Source organism: Kribbella sp. (assembly GCF_035655035.1).
GTDB lineage: Bacteria > Actinomycetota > Actinomycetes > Propionibacteriales > Kribbellaceae > Kribbella.
The window spans coordinates 1-14953 of the sequence record NZ_DASRVN010000392.1 but is presented as its reverse complement, the minus strand read 5'-3'; the positions used below and the strand labels follow the sequence as shown (position 1 = coordinate 14953).

At 68.3% G+C, this 14953-nt stretch carries 18 protein-coding genes and 1 pseudogene; 10 read left to right on the top strand and 9 right to left on the bottom strand.

The window, feature by feature from the left end; all coding sequences use genetic code 11:
* The 3 genes from VFF46_RS21890 to VFF46_RS21880 all read right to left on the bottom strand — a co-directional run.
* Nucleotides 1–1634, bottom strand: a 1634-nt coding sequence (locus VFF46_RS21890) for a heparinase II/III domain-containing protein (protein ID WP_325039043.1), incomplete at its 3' end; no start/stop codon positions are given.
* Nucleotides 1635–1884: 250 nt separating this feature from the next.
* A complete protein-coding gene (locus tag VFF46_RS21885; RefSeq protein WP_325039042.1) occupies nucleotides 1885–2631 on the bottom strand; it encodes a hypothetical protein in 747 nt (248 codons plus the stop codon).
* An 85-nt stretch (nucleotides 2632–2716) separates the two neighbouring features.
* Complete coding sequence (locus VFF46_RS21880) at nucleotides 2717–3526, bottom strand: hypothetical protein (RefSeq protein ID WP_325039041.1); 810 nt, start codon at nucleotides 3524–3526, stop codon at nucleotides 2717–2719.
* A 159-nt stretch (nucleotides 3527–3685) separates the two neighbouring features.
* Between VFF46_RS21880 and VFF46_RS21875 the strand changes: the two genes are divergently transcribed.
* Nucleotides 3686–4060: a nuclear transport factor 2 family protein gene (locus VFF46_RS21875; protein ID WP_325039040.1), complete on the top strand. Its 375-nt coding sequence runs from the start codon at nucleotides 3686–3688 to the stop codon at nucleotides 4058–4060.
* Nucleotides 4061–4120: 60 nt separating this feature from the next.
* Here the strand turns inward: VFF46_RS21875 and VFF46_RS21870 are convergent, their stop codons facing one another.
* Nucleotides 4121–4495, bottom strand: a complete 375-nt coding sequence (locus VFF46_RS21870) for a VOC family protein (RefSeq protein ID WP_325039039.1) — start codon at nucleotides 4493–4495, stop codon at nucleotides 4121–4123.
* A 120-nt stretch (nucleotides 4496–4615) separates the two neighbouring features.
* Here VFF46_RS21870 and VFF46_RS21865 point away from each other — a divergent pair, with 120 nt between their 5' ends.
* A complete protein-coding gene (locus VFF46_RS21865) occupies nucleotides 4616–5020 on the top strand; it encodes a VOC family protein (protein ID WP_325039038.1) in 405 nt (134 codons plus the stop codon).
* 58 nt (nucleotides 5021–5078) lie between these two features.
* Here the strand turns inward: VFF46_RS21865 and VFF46_RS21860 are convergent, their stop codons facing one another.
* On the bottom strand, nucleotides 5079–5567 hold the full coding sequence (locus tag VFF46_RS21860; protein WP_325039037.1) for a carboxymuconolactone decarboxylase family protein: 489 nt from the start codon (nucleotides 5565–5567) through the stop codon (nucleotides 5079–5081).
* A 153-nt stretch (nucleotides 5568–5720) separates the two neighbouring features.
* Between VFF46_RS21860 and VFF46_RS21855 the strand changes: the two genes are divergently transcribed.
* On the top strand, nucleotides 5721–6605 hold the full coding sequence (locus VFF46_RS21855) for an RNA polymerase sigma-70 factor (protein WP_325039036.1): 885 nt from the start codon (nucleotides 5721–5723) through the stop codon (nucleotides 6603–6605).
* On the opposite strand, the gene VFF46_RS21850 is transcribed toward VFF46_RS21855, so the two are convergent.
* Complete coding sequence (locus VFF46_RS21850) at nucleotides 6595–7242, bottom strand: hypothetical protein (protein WP_325039035.1); 648 nt, start codon at nucleotides 7240–7242, stop codon at nucleotides 6595–6597. The genes VFF46_RS21855 and VFF46_RS21850 overlap by 11 nt on opposite strands.
* Nucleotides 7243–7418: 176 nt before the next feature.
* On the opposite strand from VFF46_RS21850, the gene VFF46_RS21845 reads away from it, so the two are divergent.
* Nucleotides 7419–7703 (top strand): hypothetical protein, encoded by a 285-nt coding sequence (locus VFF46_RS21845; RefSeq protein WP_325039034.1) that lies wholly within the window; start codon nucleotides 7419–7421, stop codon nucleotides 7701–7703.
* Between the two features lie 189 nt (nucleotides 7704–7892).
* Here VFF46_RS21845 and VFF46_RS21840 read toward each other — a convergent pair whose 3' ends face one another.
* On the bottom strand, nucleotides 7893–8855 hold the full coding sequence (locus tag VFF46_RS21840) for a 2-hydroxyacid dehydrogenase (protein WP_325039033.1): 963 nt from the start codon (nucleotides 8853–8855) through the stop codon (nucleotides 7893–7895).
* Nucleotides 8856–9006: 151 nt separating this feature from the next.
* On the opposite strand from VFF46_RS21840, the gene VFF46_RS21835 reads away from it, so the two are divergent.
* The 4 genes and pseudogenes from VFF46_RS21835 to VFF46_RS21820 all read left to right on the top strand — a co-directional run bounded on the left by VFF46_RS21835 (nucleotide 9007) and on the right by VFF46_RS21820 (nucleotide 10887).
* Nucleotides 9007–10008, top strand: coding sequence for a magnesium and cobalt transport protein CorA (locus VFF46_RS21835; protein ID WP_325039032.1), 1002 nt, complete (start codon nucleotides 9007–9009; stop codon nucleotides 10006–10008).
* Between the two features lie 65 nt (nucleotides 10009–10073).
* The gene (locus VFF46_RS21830; RefSeq protein WP_325039031.1) at nucleotides 10074–10511 is read left to right on the top strand and encodes a nuclear transport factor 2 family protein; all 438 of its coding nucleotides are present in this window, start codon (nucleotides 10074–10076) and stop codon (nucleotides 10509–10511) included.
* A pseudogene (locus tag VFF46_RS21825) lies at nucleotides 10508–10576 on the top strand (hypothetical protein); the annotation flags it as partial. The gene VFF46_RS21830 and the pseudogene VFF46_RS21825, both read left to right, overlap by 4 nt.
* Before the next feature lie 137 nt (nucleotides 10577–10713).
* A complete protein-coding gene (locus VFF46_RS21820) occupies nucleotides 10714–10887 on the top strand; it encodes a hypothetical protein (RefSeq protein WP_325039044.1) in 174 nt (57 codons plus the stop codon).
* Here the strand turns inward: VFF46_RS21820 and VFF46_RS21815 are convergent.
* Nucleotides 10825–12141 carry a Gfo/Idh/MocA family oxidoreductase gene (locus VFF46_RS21815; RefSeq protein WP_325039030.1) on the bottom strand — a complete coding sequence of 439 codons (1317 nt, stop codon included), beginning with the start codon at nucleotides 12139–12141 and terminating at the stop codon, nucleotides 10825–10827. The two genes, VFF46_RS21820 and VFF46_RS21815, sit on opposite strands and share 63 nt — an antisense overlap.
* A gap of 78 nt (nucleotides 12142–12219) precedes the next feature.
* Between VFF46_RS21815 and VFF46_RS21810 the strand changes: the two genes are divergently transcribed.
* Nucleotides 12220–13179: a LacI family DNA-binding transcriptional regulator gene (locus VFF46_RS21810; protein ID WP_325039029.1), complete on the top strand. Its 960-nt coding sequence runs from the start codon at nucleotides 12220–12222 to the stop codon at nucleotides 13177–13179.
* Nucleotides 13180–13238: 59 nt separating this feature from the next.
* On the opposite strand, the gene VFF46_RS21805 is transcribed toward VFF46_RS21810, so the two are convergent.
* Nucleotides 13239–13727: an Lrp/AsnC family transcriptional regulator gene (locus VFF46_RS21805; RefSeq protein WP_325039028.1), complete on the bottom strand. Its 489-nt coding sequence runs from the start codon at nucleotides 13725–13727 to the stop codon at nucleotides 13239–13241.
* A 118-nt stretch (nucleotides 13728–13845) separates the two neighbouring features.
* Between VFF46_RS21805 and VFF46_RS21800 the strand changes: the two genes are divergently transcribed.
* Nucleotides 13846–14934 (top strand): thiamine pyrophosphate-dependent enzyme, encoded by a 1089-nt coding sequence (locus VFF46_RS21800; protein ID WP_325039027.1) that lies wholly within the window; start codon nucleotides 13846–13848, stop codon nucleotides 14932–14934.
* Nucleotides 14935–14953 lie beyond the last annotated feature (19 nt).

Below are 14953 nucleotides of genomic sequence, written 5' to 3'. Positions count from 1 at the left end.
TCGATCGGCGTTGTCTCCTGCCGGTACGGCACCTGCAGCAGCGTCGTCTTCACCCGGTCACCCGGCCGCTCCGCCACCGCACGGTCGTTGCCGCTGACAACCACCTGCTGATCCGCCGGCAGGTGCCACAACGTGGAGTACTCCTGCTCCGAGTCCGACGTACCCCGATCCAGCACCACCATCAGATCCGGGTCCTTCAGCACGAGCACGTCGCGGGTCCGGTCGACGCCCGCGCCAGGCGTGTCGTGCAGCTCGTAGAACTCCGACGTCGGCTTCAGCGAAGACCGCACCAGCTCGGTCTCCGGATGCCCGGTCGCCGACTTCACGCTCAGCACGTTGTGCGCGTACTGACTCCTCGCCCAGAACCGCCAGTCGTCGGCCTTGTACCCGGCGTGCCCGCCGTCGATCAGGATGTCCCGCCCGTGCGAGGTGTACGTGACCGACGTGTGGTCGTTGTGCCCGTGCAGCTTCTGCGTCGGCCCGAACCGGATGCTGTACGTCGACTCCTGGCCGAACGCCCGCGTCTCGCCCCACCCGGTCCGCCCGAACACGTACCCGGCGTCGAAGATCCCGATCCGTTGCGTCGGGCGGATCCCGTGCGCGCCGAGCGTACCGGCGTACTCGAGCACCGTCCCCTGCACCGGCACCGTCTTCACCACCTCGGAGTCGCCGAGCTGCGGCAGGTTCCCGAGCGAGTTGGTGGCCAGCGCGAGCCATTTCGCGAGCTCCCGGCGGCGCGCCATGATCGTCGTCCCCGGGTCCACCCCGCACTTGCCCAGTACGTCGATCGCGCGGCCCCACAGCGCGTAGTTGAACTGCGCGTACCCCGTCGACTGCTCGTTGGTCGACCCCTGGGTGTCGATCGAGGTCTTGATCGCACTGGTCAGCCGGTCGGCGGCGACCTTCCTCAGGTCGCTCCGCATCAGCGTGCAGCCGATCCCGAACAACGCGATGCTCTCGTCGGTGCCGTGGTTCCAGTCGCCGCTGTAGTTCTTCTGCAGGAACCACGCGTGGTCGAGCAGTGCCTTGTCGAGCCAGGTGTACGTGAGCGGCAACTTCGCCACGTGTAGACCCGACAGCACCGCCTGCCGCAGGCAGATCAGGACGTTGGTGCGGTGCATCGTCGACTCGTACGCGCCGACGTCGGACTTCCACGAGTACGGGTTGTCGTTCACCCAGTCGCGGGCGATCGTGCTGACCCGCTGCAGCGCCGCCTTGTCGCCGCGGCCGCCGGCCGTGATTCCTTGGCCGAGCCAACGAAGCGAGTGCAGCCACATGTACCAGCTCGGGTTCTTGTCCGGGTTGAGCCGCCAGTTGATGTCGCCACGGCCGTTCCCGACCTTGGTCGGCGGCGTCGTACCCCAGGTGAAGGTGTCGTTGTACAGGTTGGCGAGCGGGTTCGTCCGGTCGATCCCGCTGTACGCCGGACACGTGTAGATGTCGCTCCGTACCGGCGTCGTCGGCGCGGGCGTCGGCGGTTCCGGGGTCTGGCTCATGGTCGGATCCGGTGCCGCCTCCGGCTCGGTCCCGCCCCAGGGGGCGACCAGTACGACGGCCAGGACGGCGGCGCTCGCGAGCACCGCGATCGTCAGCCGTACGGTCGTCCTGGTGGTGCGCAGATGTCTCGCGGGCATCGTTTCCCCCTCGGTTCAGGCATGGTAATTCTGGACTAGACCTGAATCAGGGCAGGCTAGCGCTCAAGAGGTGCTGTGGACTTCTGACCGTGCGGCTAAAGGTTGCTTACGGCATCAAGCGGGTCGGCCCGTTGCCGTCGGGTGCGTCGCGACCGATTCCCCCCGGGGTTCAGATTGGTTCCGCTACCGTATAGATGTCACGAGCAACCCGAAAAGTTGCTTCGGAGTACGAACTGCCCGTTAGGGCAGCTCAGCCGTGCCGGATCGCCTGCAGAATCAGGGTGTTCCGCGCATCCTGCCCGGCGGGCACAGTGGTGTGCCGGCCGTCGCGGAGATCGGTGTGCAGCCGGTCGGGATGCGCCGCCAGGAACTCCGCCCAGTGCACGACCCGCAGATTCGGATGCTGCAGCTGCGCCTGTTCCAGCTCCAGGTTGATCCATTCGCTGTTCCGCTGATCGGCGACCTGGACCGCGGTCGGCTTGTCGGTCCGGGCCACCTGGACGTTCACCCAGTACACGGTCCGCTTCGGTCCGGCGATCTGCAGCGCGCGCTCGACCTGGGCTCCGAACGCGGCCGGGTCGAAGATGTCGTTGGACCCGACCGCCATCACGATCCGGCGCGGAAGCCCGTACGCCTTGGCCCAGGCGGCCATTTCGCCGACCGCGGCCGACGTCGGCTGACCGGCCCAGCTGTACTGCGCGAACGACGTACCCAACTGGTGCTGGAGAAGCCGGCCGAGCGCGGCGCCGTCCTGGACCGCGATGCTGTCGCCGAACAGGACGATGCCGTCGGACGCGACCACGTGCCGGACCTCCGCGCCGCTCGCGATCACGCGATCGTTCTTCTGGTACGAACCGAGCGCGCCGGATCCGTAACTGCCGGTGTCGGCGGTCGCTCTAGCGTGTGCGGACGGCGACTCGTAGTGCAGCAGCGCCAGCAGGGCAGAGGTCAGTACGACGATGATGGCGGCGGAGACCGACCAGCGTTTGATGATCATGCATGAACTCCCGCAGAGAACGTCCTCCCTGTTACACGCGTAGATCGGTCCGCGGGTTGGCCAGGTGGTCTGTGGCCATCCCCACCTATTGACTGGAGATCGCGTCGGCGATCAGGGCGTTGCGGGCGGAGCTGCCGTTCGGCTCACTCGTGTGGACGCCGTCACGCAGGTACTGCGCGGGGCTCGGCTGTGAGGTGAGGAACTCCGACCAGTCGATGATCCGCAGGTTCGAGTGCAGTACGGCGGCCTGGTTCAGTTGCCGGTTGATCCACGCGCTGTTCGCAAGGTCGGCGGCCCGGACCGCGGCCGGCTGCTTGGTACGGCTCGCGTAGACGTTCACCCAGTACACCGTCCGGTCCGGGCCGGCGATCCGCATCGCCCGCTCCACCTGCTCCGCGAACGCCGGCGGGTCGAAGATGTCGTTGGTACCGACCGCCATCACGATCCGTTGCGGCAGGCCGTAGCTGCGCGACCAGTCCTCGAGCGCGTCGACCGCAGCGGAGGCCGGTTGCCCGGACCAGTCGTGCACCGCGATCGGCTCGCCGGCGCGGTTCACCAGCAGCCGTTCCAGCGCGGTGCTGTCCTGGACGGCGATGCTGTCGCCGAACATGAGGATCCCGTCGAACGCGAGCACGTCGCGGATCTGGTCCTCGGAGGAGATCCGATGGCGCAGGTTCTGCCAGGGGCCGAGCGTGCCGGAGCCGTACGGGCCGGGACCTCTGGTCGGCACGCTGTACGCGGTGCCGCCGACGAGCGCGTCCGCCGTGGTCCGGGGTTCGAGTACGACGAAGACGCCGCCGAGCCCGGCCAGGACCAGCAGCGTGACAACGATGGCCAGCAGCGATCCGAAGAACGCCCGGACCCGCGACACCTCCGCCGTCCTACCCTGCTGCACGCTGCCCGCCCTTCGTCCTCCCCGCGCACTGAAATGACGCGGTGAGCCCCCTCATCCGTTGCAAACCTGCCTACCCCTGATGTGTCGGAAGTGAACCCCCCAGTTCCCTTCGTCCCCCTAGCATCCCTGACGACCCAAACCCTGGATAGGTTTTCGGCTATGCCGGAATTGCCCGATTTCCGCGCCCTCGAGCGCACCCGTCTCGCCCACCTGGTCGGCCGCCGCATCCCGGAGGCCGCCGCCCTGCACACTCCGGACTTCATGATCGTGACGCCCAGCGGGCTCGTGTGGACGAAGGCGGAGTACCTCGGCGGGATCGAGTCCGGCGAGATCAACTACCGCCGGTTCGAGCCGGTCAGCGAGATCGACGTCCTGGTCGACGGCGCGGTCGCCGTACTGCGGTACCGCTCGGCGATCGAGATCGGCGTCAACGGCCGCGAACCGGGCCCGCTCAGCGCCTGGCACCTCGACTGCTACCGCCGTACCGACGCCGGCTGGCAGGTGCAGTGGTCCCAGGCGACCGAGATCCGGTGACCTACACGGCCGCGTATCCGTGCGTACCTGGATCGCTACGCTGCGAACGCGCCCGGCTGATCAGCCGGCGACCTCCGCCTGGCTCCGCTCGACGCAGAACTCGTTGCCCTCGGGGTCCTTCATCGTCACCCAGCCGCGCCCGTCCGGACGCCGGTGGTCCTCGTGGATCGTGCCGCCGAGCCCGGCGATCCGCTCGACCTCCGCGTCCCGGGTCCGCTCGGTCGGGCCCCAGTCGAGATGCACGCGGTTCTTGACGGACTTACCTTCCGGTACGGCGATGAACAGCAGCCCGGGCACCGGATCCGGCGCGTCCACCAGGACCTCGTCGTCGCCCGGTACGTCGCCCTCCCCGAGCGGCCAGCCGGTCACGGTACTCCAGAACTGGGCGAGCTCGTAGGGGTTCGCCGCATCGATCGTGACATGTCGCAATTTCATGCGCAGACCTTAACCATTCGGCCGTCCGGGGGTCTCGCGGATTGTCGGCGGCCGGGTCTAGTGTGCGGAACATGGGCGCCGGACCAGAAGGCCCGGCCAGTTTGGGGGAAGGACGATCCGATGGCATCCCGGCTCAATCCGTACATCCAGTTCCAGAACGAGGCGCGTTCCGCCATGGAGTTCTACCAGGGCGTGTTCGGCGGGGAGGTGTCGTCGAACACCTTCAAGGAGTTCGGCGCCGGCCACGGCCCGGAGGACGACAACCTGCTGATGCACAGCCAGCTCGAGACGCCGAGCGGGTTCACGCTGATGGCCGCCGACACCCCGCAGGGCATGCCGTACAACCCGGGGGAGAACATCGCGATCAGCCTCAGCGGCGACGGCGACGAGCTCCGCGGGTACTACGCGAAGCTCTCCGACGGCGGCAAGGTGACGGTGCCGCTGGAGAAGCAGATGTGGGGCGACGAGTTCGGCATGGTGACCGACAAGTTCGGCATCAACTGGATGGTCAACATCGCAGGCTGACAAACCTCCCTTCCCGGGGAACCCGCTATCCCCGGGAAGGCCTTCGCCGCACCCAGGGCTAGCTTTCGGCCACGGCTGCCATCAGGCCAGGCTCGTACGAGCCGCCGAGCTGGTTCAGCGTGACCGCCATCCGGTTGGTCGCGTTGATCATCGCGATCAGCGTGACCAGTCCGATCAGCTCGTCCTCGGCGTAGTACTTCGCGGCGCGCGCCCACGTCTCGTCGGACACGCCCTCGGACGCGTCCGCCAGCCGGGTCGCCTCCTCGGTGAGCGCCAGCGCGGCCCGCTCCTCGTCGGTGAAGACGGTGGAGTGACGCCACCCCGCGACCAGGTTCAGCCGGGTCGCGGTCTCGCCCGCGGCGGCCGCCTCCTTCGTGTGCAGGTCGATGCAGTGGCCGCAGCCGTTGATCTGGCTCGCGCGCAGCATCACCAGGTTCTGCGTCGGGTGCGGCAGTGCGGTCTGCTGGATCAGCGCGTGGACGGCGTACAGCCGCTTGGCCAGCTTGGCGCCGAACGCGTTCTGCATCAGATCGATACGGGGTTCCATCGTCGTCGTCCTCACTCGTGGGATCTACTGGACGAACACGAGATGCCGCGCGGGCGGTCCGTGTGACGTGACCTGCGCCATACTCCGCGCGTTGTCACAGGATCGGCTCGGGCGGCATCTGGTGGGTGACGCCTGCTGACGAGGGAGCTGTTCATGACCGGTACCGACCGAGCCACCGAGGCTTTCGTTGCCCATCGCAACCTCCTGTTCACGGTCGCGTACGAGCTGCTCGGCTCGGCCGCGGACGCCGAGGACGTCCTGCAGGAGACCTGGCTGCGCTGGGTCGGCGTCGACCTGGACACCGTGCAGGACCACCGCGCGTACCTGGTCCGGATCGCCAGCCGGCAGGCACTCCAGCGGCTCCGCACCCTCGGCCGCCGCCGCGAGTCGTACGTCGGCCCGTGGCTGCCGGAACCGCTGCTGACCGCGCCGGACGTCGCCGAGGACGTCGAACTCGCCGACAGCGTCTCGATGGCGATGATGCTCGTCCTGGAAACCCTGAAGCCCACCGAACGCGCCGTCTTCGTGCTCCGCGAGGTCTTCGGCCTCGAGTACGACGAGATCGCCCAGGCCGTCGACAAGAAGCCGGACGCCGTCCGCCAGATCGCCCATCGCGCCCGCTCGCACGTAGCCGCTCGCCGTCCCCGTGGTCCGGTCTCCGCCGACGAGACGCGTGACGCGCTGCAGGCGTTCCAGCGCGCCGTCACCACCGGCGACCTCCAGGGCCTGGTCGACATCCTCGCCCCTGACGTGGTCTTCCTCGGCGACGGCGGCGGCGTGGTCCAGGCTCTCCCGCGCCCGGTGGTAGGCGCCGACAAGGTCGCCCGCCTGCTCGCCTTGGCCGTCGAGAACCTCACCGAAGCCTCCTTCGAAATCACTCAGATCAACGGTCAGCCGGCTCTCCTCCTCCGCTTCACCACCGAAGTCGACACCGTCACCGTCCTGCACCTCGAAAACGGCAAGATCACCGGTGTCTACGCCGTCCGCAACCCCGCCAAACTCGGTCACCTCACCGACGAGAACCTCCTCACCCGGTAACAGTCAGCCCGAGCGGCGTCGACAGGTAGTACCCAGTGGGCGTGACCAGGGAGACGACGAGCGACCACTGCCCGGGCGGGACGGCGTACCCGAGGTCGGGGATGAGTGAGGCGGTGCCGATGAGGGCGGGTACCGGGCGGGATTGCTGGGGGTCGATCGGGAACTCGATCCGCGGTGCGTTGTGCGGGCCGACGTAACGCCCGACGACGGCACCGGAGCTGTCGGTCACCGCCGAAACCAGGTCACCGGCGGTGGCTAGAGTCTGCGTCCGATCAGCTCGGTTCGTCACCTGTACGTCGAGCTTCACGTGGTAACCGGACCGGATCGTCAATGGCGTGAGGGCTTCCACCGCCAGGCCGATGGACTCGGCGGGTTCGCCCGGCAGGTCGAGAACGTGCTCACTGAAACGCAACTGCTTGCCCGGAAAACTCAGAGCGCCGACCTGCAGCTCGACGAACTCGCCGTACTTCGCGTGCAGTTCCTCCGCAATCCCGGTCGCCCACGCCGCGAGCTGAATCGGAACCGGCCTCTCGGCACGCCGACGCTGGCTGGATGGGTTCTGGAACACGACGAGCGCACCCGGCGACTCCTCGAGATACCGCAGCAGGTCTACACCTAAACTCTCCCGACCAACCATCTCAACTCCAGTAGTCAGATCCCCCGCCTGAGTGAAGAAAACCGCGCGACCTGCTGAGGATCAACGGCTCAGGATGGGGGATGGTTGAACGACATTCGAGGGCAGTGCCCGGTGGGCGGGCGTTTTATGTGACTGAGCGGCTTTGGGGGTTGGTGGCGGGGCTTCCCTCCGAGGCTGTGGCGATCGAGAGTATTCGGGAGTTCGACGAGGACTGCTGGTTCGGTGGGCGGGCGGTGACGTGTCGGATGGTGGCTCGGCATGCTGAGCGGATTCAGAAGGCGGACCTGCGGTATCCGGTGATCTTGTCGGCGGACGGGCGGCTGATGGATGGCGGGCATCGGATCGCCAAGGCGTGTCTCAGTGGGGCGACGACCGTCGACGCGGTGCGGTTCGTCGTCGACCCCGAACCGGACTACATCCAGTGGGACCCCACCACGCAAGGGCTGTCAGGTTGGGGATGATTCTGTCCCGCTACGGGTGTGAAATCCTCCCCAACCCGCGGTGGTCGGACCTACGACGAGGCGGCGTCCTGCGGGGGGATTCGGCCGCAACGGGGGCACTGGCGTGTAGCGCTTTGGCGACTACCCCGATCACCTGGCAGCACGTCAGGTGTCGGAAGTACCTCCACCGGGCGAGGCAGCCGGGCGGGGCTACTCGACCAGGTTTGCCGACTCGGGGACGGGGGTGAGGGGTGTGCCTTTCGTGAGGTAGTGGGTGAGGTTGTCGACGACCAGGTTGGCCATCGCGGTGCGGGTGGGTTGGGTGGCGGAGCCTACGTGGGGGAGTAGGACGGCGTTGGGGAGCGTGAGGAGGTCGGGGTGGACCTTCGGCTCGTGTTCGAAGACGTCGAGGCCGGCGGCGTGGATGGTGTTGGTGCGGAGGGCGTCGACGAGGGCTTGTTCGTCGACGACGGTGCCGCGGGCCACGTTGATGAGGATGCCGTCGGGTCCCAGCGCCTTGAGGACCTCGGCGTCGACCAGGTGGCGGGTCGTGGGGCCGCCGGGGATGACGATCATCAGGGTGTCGACGTCGGTGGCCATGTCGACGAGGGACGAGTAGTACTCGTAGTCGACCTCCTTCGGGTTGCGGTTGTGGTACGCGACCGAGATACCGAACGGCTGGACGCGGTCGGCGATCGCCTGGCCGATCCGGCCGAGGCCCAGGATGCCCATCCGGCGGCCGTGCATGGTCGCGCAGGTCAACGGGTACGGCGTACCGTCCGCCCACTTGCCGTCGCGGAGGTACCGCTCGGCCTGGCCGAGCTCGCGGACCGTCATCAGCAGCAGGCCCAGCGCGGTGTCGGCGACCTCGTCGTCCAGCACGCCGGGTGTGTTCGTGACGATGACGCCCCGCTCGGCGGCGGCCACCGCGTCGATCCGGTCGTACCCAACGCCGAAGCTGGCCACCAGGCGCACGGCGGGGAGCCGGTCGAGCCACGGGCCGTCGATCGCCGTACCGCCGGTGGCGACGGCAACGATCTCGTCCCGCCGGGCCGCCAGCACCGCGTCGGGATCCGCCTCCTCCCAGAGCCGGATCAGCTCGCAGTGACCGTCCAACCCGGCGGCGACGGCGTCGTTCATCGGACCTGGCATCAGCACGACTGGAAGTTCCATGCGTTCATCCTCGACGACAAGCGCGACCCAGACCAGGAACCCGATCGGCACTTCTCAGGAACTGGACCGGAACCGAAGTTCACCCCTGCTTTCCCGCTCGGACCTGTTGCGGTGGCCGATCGAGCGACGACGATCAGGACAGGAGGCCATCATGATCATCGACTGCGCTTACTACCGGGACGGACGCCGCCAGCACGTCGAGGCGATGTCGGTCGCCGACGCCGCCGCGAGCTGCCGGGCCGGCGGGTTCGTCTGGCTGGGCATGTTCGAGCCCACCAACGAGGAACTCGCCGAGGTCAGAGAGAACTTCGGCCTGCACGAACTGGCCGTCGAGGACGCGCAGACGTTCCACCTCCGCCCGAAGGTCGAGCCGTACGAGGGCGACATCCGGCTGGTCATCCTGCGCACCGCCCGGTACGACGACGCCCGCGAGGAGGTGGACTTCGGCGAGGTCAGCGTGTTCGTCGGACCGTCGTTCGTGATCACCGTCCGGCAGGGCGTGGCGAGTGACCTGCACGGCGCCCGGATCCGCCTGGAGCAGCGCCCCGAGCTCCTGGAGTGCGGCACCAGCTCGGTCCTCTGGGCGATCCTCGACCAGGTCGTGGACGGGTACGGCCCGGTGGTCGCGGAGTTGGAGCGCGACATCGAGGAGGTCGAGCGGACGGTGTTCGCCGGTTCGGTCGCCCCGACGGAGCGGATCTACTTCCTGCGCCGCGAGGTCACCGACTTCTACCGCGCCGTCCACCCGCTGCTCGCCGTACTCGCGACCCTCGAACGCGACGCCCGCGACACCGCGCTGCTGCCGTACTTCCGCGACGTGCACGATCACCTGGTGCTGGTGAACGAGGAGGTCGCCGCCCAACGCGACCTGCTGGCGACCGTACTGGAGGCCAACATGGCGGTGATCGGCGTCGAGCAGACCAAGGTCAGCGTCCGGCAGAACGCCACGATCGAGCAGCTCACGATCCTCGCTACGGTCTTCCTGCCGCTGACCTTCGTGACCGGGTTCTTCGGGCAGAACTTCGCCTGGCTGACCGAACGGATCGGCGCCGAGTGGGACTTCTTTGTACTCGGCATCGGCGGTCTGGTCGTACCGTGCATCGCACTGCTCATCTGGTTCCGCCGGCAACGCACAGCCAGAGACGCGGCCTAAACGGCCAGTCCGTGTCTGTGGACCTTCAAAACGCACCAGCCGGGGCAGTAGTACAGTCCGAACACGTGACGCCCATCGACCCTGCTGACGGCCGTGAGCTCGAGAACCTCATCCTGCGGTATGCGGAGCTGGTAGACGACGGGGACTTCACTGCAGTGGCAGAGCTCCTGGCGGACGCCACTTACCGCGGGAGCGGTGCCCCGCTGCAAGGGCGTGCTGAGATCGAGCAGTGGTTCCGGGACACGCTTATCGTCTATCCGGACGGCACGCCGCGTACGCAGCACGTCACGACCAACATCGCGATCGAGGCCGACGGCAACGACACGGCGGAAGCTCGCTCGTACGTGACCGTCCTGCAGGCAGTGGACGGCGCCGTACCGCAGGTCATCGCCGCCGGGCGCTACCGCGACCGCTTCGAACGCCGTGCCGGCGGTTGGCGCTGGACGGAACGCACCGTGAAGATCCGGCTGGTCGGCGACGTCAGCAAGCACCTGCGGTCGTGAAGCCGCAGCTGATCGTTCTTCGGGGCAACTCCGGTTCAGGTAAGAGTTCTGTCGTCGAGGCGCTCCGGGAGCAGCACGGACGCGGCATCGCCTACATAGAGCAGGACTACGTACGCCGTACCGTGTTCCAGGAGCTGGCTGAGCCCGACGGCGCCAACATCGAGCTGATCGGCCAGATGGCGCTGCGTTCACGGCCGGCGACATGGCCGTCTGGTACCGGTCGAAGGATCTGCTGGACGAGCCGCGCGAGACGGTCATCGACGAGACCAGCTCGCTCGACGCGACCGTCCAGCAGATCCTCCGCGAGACCGGACTAGGCGGTCCAGCCGCCCAGGTGCAGGTCGGCGACGACGACAGGCTGACCGGTAGCGAGTGACTGGTTCGCGGCGATCCCGACCGCGACCGCGCGTACGCCGTCGTGGACATCCGCCGCCCGCCCGAGCGGATCGTTGCCCGCGCCAACGAACAGGTCGTCGTACAGCAGCTTGTCGCCGCCGCCGTGGCCGCCCTCGCCGCGCGGGATCTCGACCTCCACCGCGGTCGCCCAGTGCTTCTGCAGGACCAGCCGCTCACCGTTGGTACGGACGTCGCCCGCGATCACCCGGTCCGACGGGTAGCTCGGGTCGATCTGGTCGTCGACGACCGCGGCCCGTTCCACCACCTCGAGCTCGGCGCGGCCGAGGGTGCCGTTGACCGAGACGCGGTACCCCTCCCACGGGGAGTGCGCGTTCAGCGAGTAGCTCAGCCGGGCGCCGTTCGCGTACTCCGCGATCACCGACATGTTGTCCTCGATCGTGATGCCCGGCGCGAACACGTCCTGGTCGCGCAGGTACCCGTCGTACTTCTCGGCCTCGTAGTACAGCTGGCGATTCGTGTCGTCGGTGCGCAGGTCGAGCAGCCACGGGTCGTTGGCCGAGCCATCGATCGTGCCGCGCGCCGGGCGCTCGCCGAGGCCGCGGGCAGCCGCGTTGCCGGAGCCGTAGAACGACAGCCCGCCGGATGCGAACACCCGGGTCGGCTGCGAGGCGATCCACCAGTTCACCAGGTCGAAGTGGTGCGACGCCTTGTGGATCAGCAGGCCGCCGGAGTTCTTCTTCTCGCGGTGCCAGCGGCGGAAGTAGTCGGCGCCGTGCCGGGTGTCCAGCACCCACTGGAACTCGACGCTGGTGACCTGCCCGATCTCGCCGTCCTGGATCACCTGGCGGAGCGCGCTGTTCCGCGGCGAGTACCGGTAGTTGAACGTGACGACCACGGACTTGCCGGACTCGTTCATCGCGTCGACGATCTGCCGGGAGCCGTCGGCGTCGATGGTCAGCGGCTTCTCGACGATCACGTCGGCGCCGGCGCGCAGCAGCCGCGAGACCACCGAGGCGTGCGTGTAGTCGGGGCTGGTCACCACCACCCGGTCGACGGACTGCTCCTTGACCATCCGCTCCAGGTCGTCGTCGCCGTACTGCGGCAGCTCCGGGCCGCCCAGCTCGGTCAGCTTGGTCTGGTGGAACGCGAGCCGGCCAGGGTTCGGGTCGAGCAGGGCGACCAGCTCAGCCTCGTCGGGGTGCTCTTGGAGGATGGCGCGGATGTACGACTGCGCTCGCGATCCGGTTCCGGCTACTGCGTAGCGTCTGGGCACGACGGCTCCTTCTACTCGTGTAGATCGACCACGCTAGCAATCGCTTTCCAGGCCGGTCAACCGTCGTACCATCACTGCATGCCGAAGGAACAGGTCACCCGGAACGACGTCGCGCTGCACGCCGGCGTCAGTACCGCCGTGGTCAGCTACGTCGTGAACGACGGCCCGCGGAAGGTCGCGCCGGAGACCCGCGACCGGGTGCTGGCGGCGATCCGCGCGCTCGGCTACCGGCCGAACGAGAGCGCCCGGGCGCTCCGGATGGGGACCTCGCGAACGTTCGGGCTGATCACGCCGGACGGCGGCAACCCGCTGTTCGCGGAGCTGGCCAAGGCGATCGACCGGGAGGCGGCGGCCCGCGGGTACGTCGTACTGCAGACCAGTGCCGACGGCGACCCACAGACCGAGAACGCGAAGATCGCCGAACTGCTCGCCCGCCAGGTCAGCGGCTTGGTCCTGGTGGCACCGACCGACGCCCCCAGGTTGGACAAGGTCGAGGTGCCGGTGATCGCGGTCAACCGCCGGCTGCGGGCGGTCAGCTCGGTGCGCCCGGCGTACCACGAGGGTGCCCGGCTCGCCGTCGAGCACCTGATCTCGCACGGCCACCGGCGGATCGGTCTGGTGATCGGCGGTGCCGGCCATCCGGAACGCGAGCTCGGCTGGCGGGAGGCGCTGGCGCTCGCGGGGCTGCCGGAGGGGCCGATCGCGCGCGCGACGTTCTCCCGCGACGGTGGGTACCGGGCTGGGCAGACGCTGCTCCGGCACGAGCCCACCGCGATCTTCGCCAGCTCCGATCTGCAGGCGATCGGCGTACTGCGGGCGCTGCACGAGGAGGGGGTGGACGTGCCGGGAGACGTGGCGGTGGTGGCGTTCGACGGTACGCCGGAAACGGAGTACACCTGGCCGCCGCTGACCGTCGTACGGCAGCCGGTCGAAGCCCTCGCCCGGGAGGCCGTCCGACGGCTGATCGAGGGCGAGCAGTCGGTCGAGGCCCTGACCGTCCCGACCGAACTCATCCGCCGAAGGTCCTGCGGCTGCTAGCCGGAGCCGATCCGTCGGGGGTCGTGCGGTTACTCGGCTGACCCGATCCGTCGGGGCTGTTAGAGGGTGCCGACGTCCTCGAAGATGAGGGCGGTGCGGGTTGCCAGGACCTCGGGGATGGCCTGGAGTTTCTCCAGGACCAGGCGGCGGAGGCCCTCGTTGTCGGCCGCGCGGACCAGCAGGATCGCGTCGAAGTCGCCGCCGACGAGCGCCATGTGCTTGATCTCCGGGATCGCCTGGAGCTGCTTGCGGAGCGTCCGCCACGAGCTCTGCCGCAGACTCAGCGTGACGTACGCCGACGTCGCGAGGCCGAGCCGGAGCGGGTCGACGGTGACCGTGAAACCGGTGATCACGCCGGTGTTGGTGAGCCGTTCGACCCGCGCGTACGCGTTCGCGCGGGAGATGTGCACCGCGTCGGCCAGCGCCCGGATCGACAGCCGTCCGTCGCGGCCGAGCGCCTCGATGATCTGCCGATCGACCTCGTCGAGCGCCGGGGCGACGACAATCTGTCCAGGACCGGCCCGGTGGACCATCACCTCGTCAGACATTCTGAGCGCCCAATCTGCCGTCCGGAACCAAATGTCTCGCGATTCTCCCAGGTGTAGATCCACTTGACCAGGAGGTACGACGATGTGGCTACCGTCCGTCTCCTGCGCTGGAGGGTTCATGACTACCGTCGAGGAGCGTTTGCTCCCCTCCGCGGAACCCGTCTGTCTGATCGACCAGAACGGCGTACCGCACGAAAACCGGTCGTACGAGCTGCCCGCCAGGGATCGGCTGGTCGACGGCTACACCCAGTTGGTCAAGGCCCGCCGGTTCAACGACCAGGCGAGTGCGCTGGTCCGCCAGGGACGGCTGGCGGTCTACCCGTCGTCGTACGGGCAGGAGGCCTGCCAGATCGCCGCCACGATGGTGCTGCGCGAGGGCGACTGGCTGTTCCCGACGTACCGCGACTCGGTGTCGATCATGAGCCGGGGCGTCGACCCGATCGAGACGCTGACGCTGCTCCGCGGCGACTGGCACTCGGGCTACGACCCGTACGAGCACAAGGTCGCGCCGCAGTCGACGCCGCTCGCCACCCAACTCCCGCACGCGGTCGGGGTCGCGCACGCGGCCCGGCTGAAGGGCGAGGACACGGTCGTGATGGCGCTGGTCGGCGACGGCGGTACCAGTGAGGGCGACTTCCACGAGGCGCTGAACTTCGCGGCGGTGTTCCGGGCGCCGGTGGTGTTCTTCATCCAGAACAACGAGTACGCGATTTCGGTGCCGCTGGCCAAGCAGAGCGCCGCGCCGTCCCTTGCGCACAAGGGAATCGGGTACGGCATACCGGGAGAACGGGCCGATGGCAACGATCTTGCGGGCCTCCTCGCGGTGCTCGGAAACGCCGTGGAAAAAGCGCGTTCCGGCGAGGGGCCGCAGCTCATCGAGGCGCACACGTACCGCGTCCAGGCGCACACGAACGCCGACGACGCGACCCGGTACCGGGAGGACGCCGAGGTCGCGCCGTGGCTCGACCGCGACCCGATCGACCGGCTGACGACGTACCTGTCGCAGAACGGCGGACTGGACGACGAGGTACGGCGGGGCGCGGAGGAAAACGCTGTACGAATTTCCGAACAGCTGCGTTCCGGGCTGATGCCGGAGCCCGAGGTGGAGCCGGCCGAGCTGTTCGCCTACCTGTACGCCGAGCAGACGCAGCAGCTGCGCGAGCAGGCCGCTTTCCTGCACGACGAGCTGGCCCGAGAGGAGGCCTGACGATGACGCACACGAAGAT

Bases quoted from the DNA above. Each gene is read 5' to 3' on its own strand.
- VFF46_RS21840 (WP_325039033.1), bottom strand. From the start codon at position 8,855: ATGGAACTTCCAGTCGTGCTGATGCCAGGTCCGATGAACGACGCCGTC.
- VFF46_RS21810 (WP_325039029.1), top strand. From the start codon at position 12,220: ATGCCGAAGGAACAGGTCACCCGGAACGACGTCGCGCTGCACGCCGGC.
- VFF46_RS21860 (WP_325039037.1), bottom strand. From the start codon at position 5,567: ATGGAACCCCGTATCGATCTGATGCAGAACGCGTTCGGCGCCAAGCTG.
- VFF46_RS21805 (WP_325039028.1), bottom strand. From the start codon at position 13,727: ATGTCTGACGAGGTGATGGTCCACCGGGCCGGTCCTGGACAGATTGTC.
- VFF46_RS21820 (WP_325039044.1), top strand. From the start codon at position 10,714: ATGGCCGTCTGGTACCGGTCGAAGGATCTGCTGGACGAGCCGCGCGAG.
- VFF46_RS21885 (WP_325039042.1), bottom strand. From the start codon at position 2,631: ATGATCATCAAACGCTGGTCGGTCTCCGCCGCCATCATCGTCGTACTG.
- VFF46_RS21835 (WP_325039032.1), top strand. From the start codon at position 9,007: ATGATCATCGACTGCGCTTACTACCGGGACGGACGCCGCCAGCACGTC.
- VFF46_RS21800 (WP_325039027.1), top strand. From the start codon at position 13,846: ATGACTACCGTCGAGGAGCGTTTGCTCCCCTCCGCGGAACCCGTCTGT.
- VFF46_RS21865 (WP_325039038.1), top strand. From the start codon at position 4,616: ATGGCATCCCGGCTCAATCCGTACATCCAGTTCCAGAACGAGGCGCGT.
- VFF46_RS21875 (WP_325039040.1), top strand. From the start codon at position 3,686: ATGCCGGAATTGCCCGATTTCCGCGCCCTCGAGCGCACCCGTCTCGCC.
- VFF46_RS21855 (WP_325039036.1), top strand. From the start codon at position 5,721: ATGACCGGTACCGACCGAGCCACCGAGGCTTTCGTTGCCCATCGCAAC.
- VFF46_RS21850 (WP_325039035.1), bottom strand. From the start codon at position 7,242: ATGGTTGGTCGGGAGAGTTTAGGTGTAGACCTGCTGCGGTATCTCGAG.
- VFF46_RS21870 (WP_325039039.1), bottom strand. From the start codon at position 4,495: ATGAAATTGCGACATGTCACGATCGATGCGGCGAACCCCTACGAGCTC.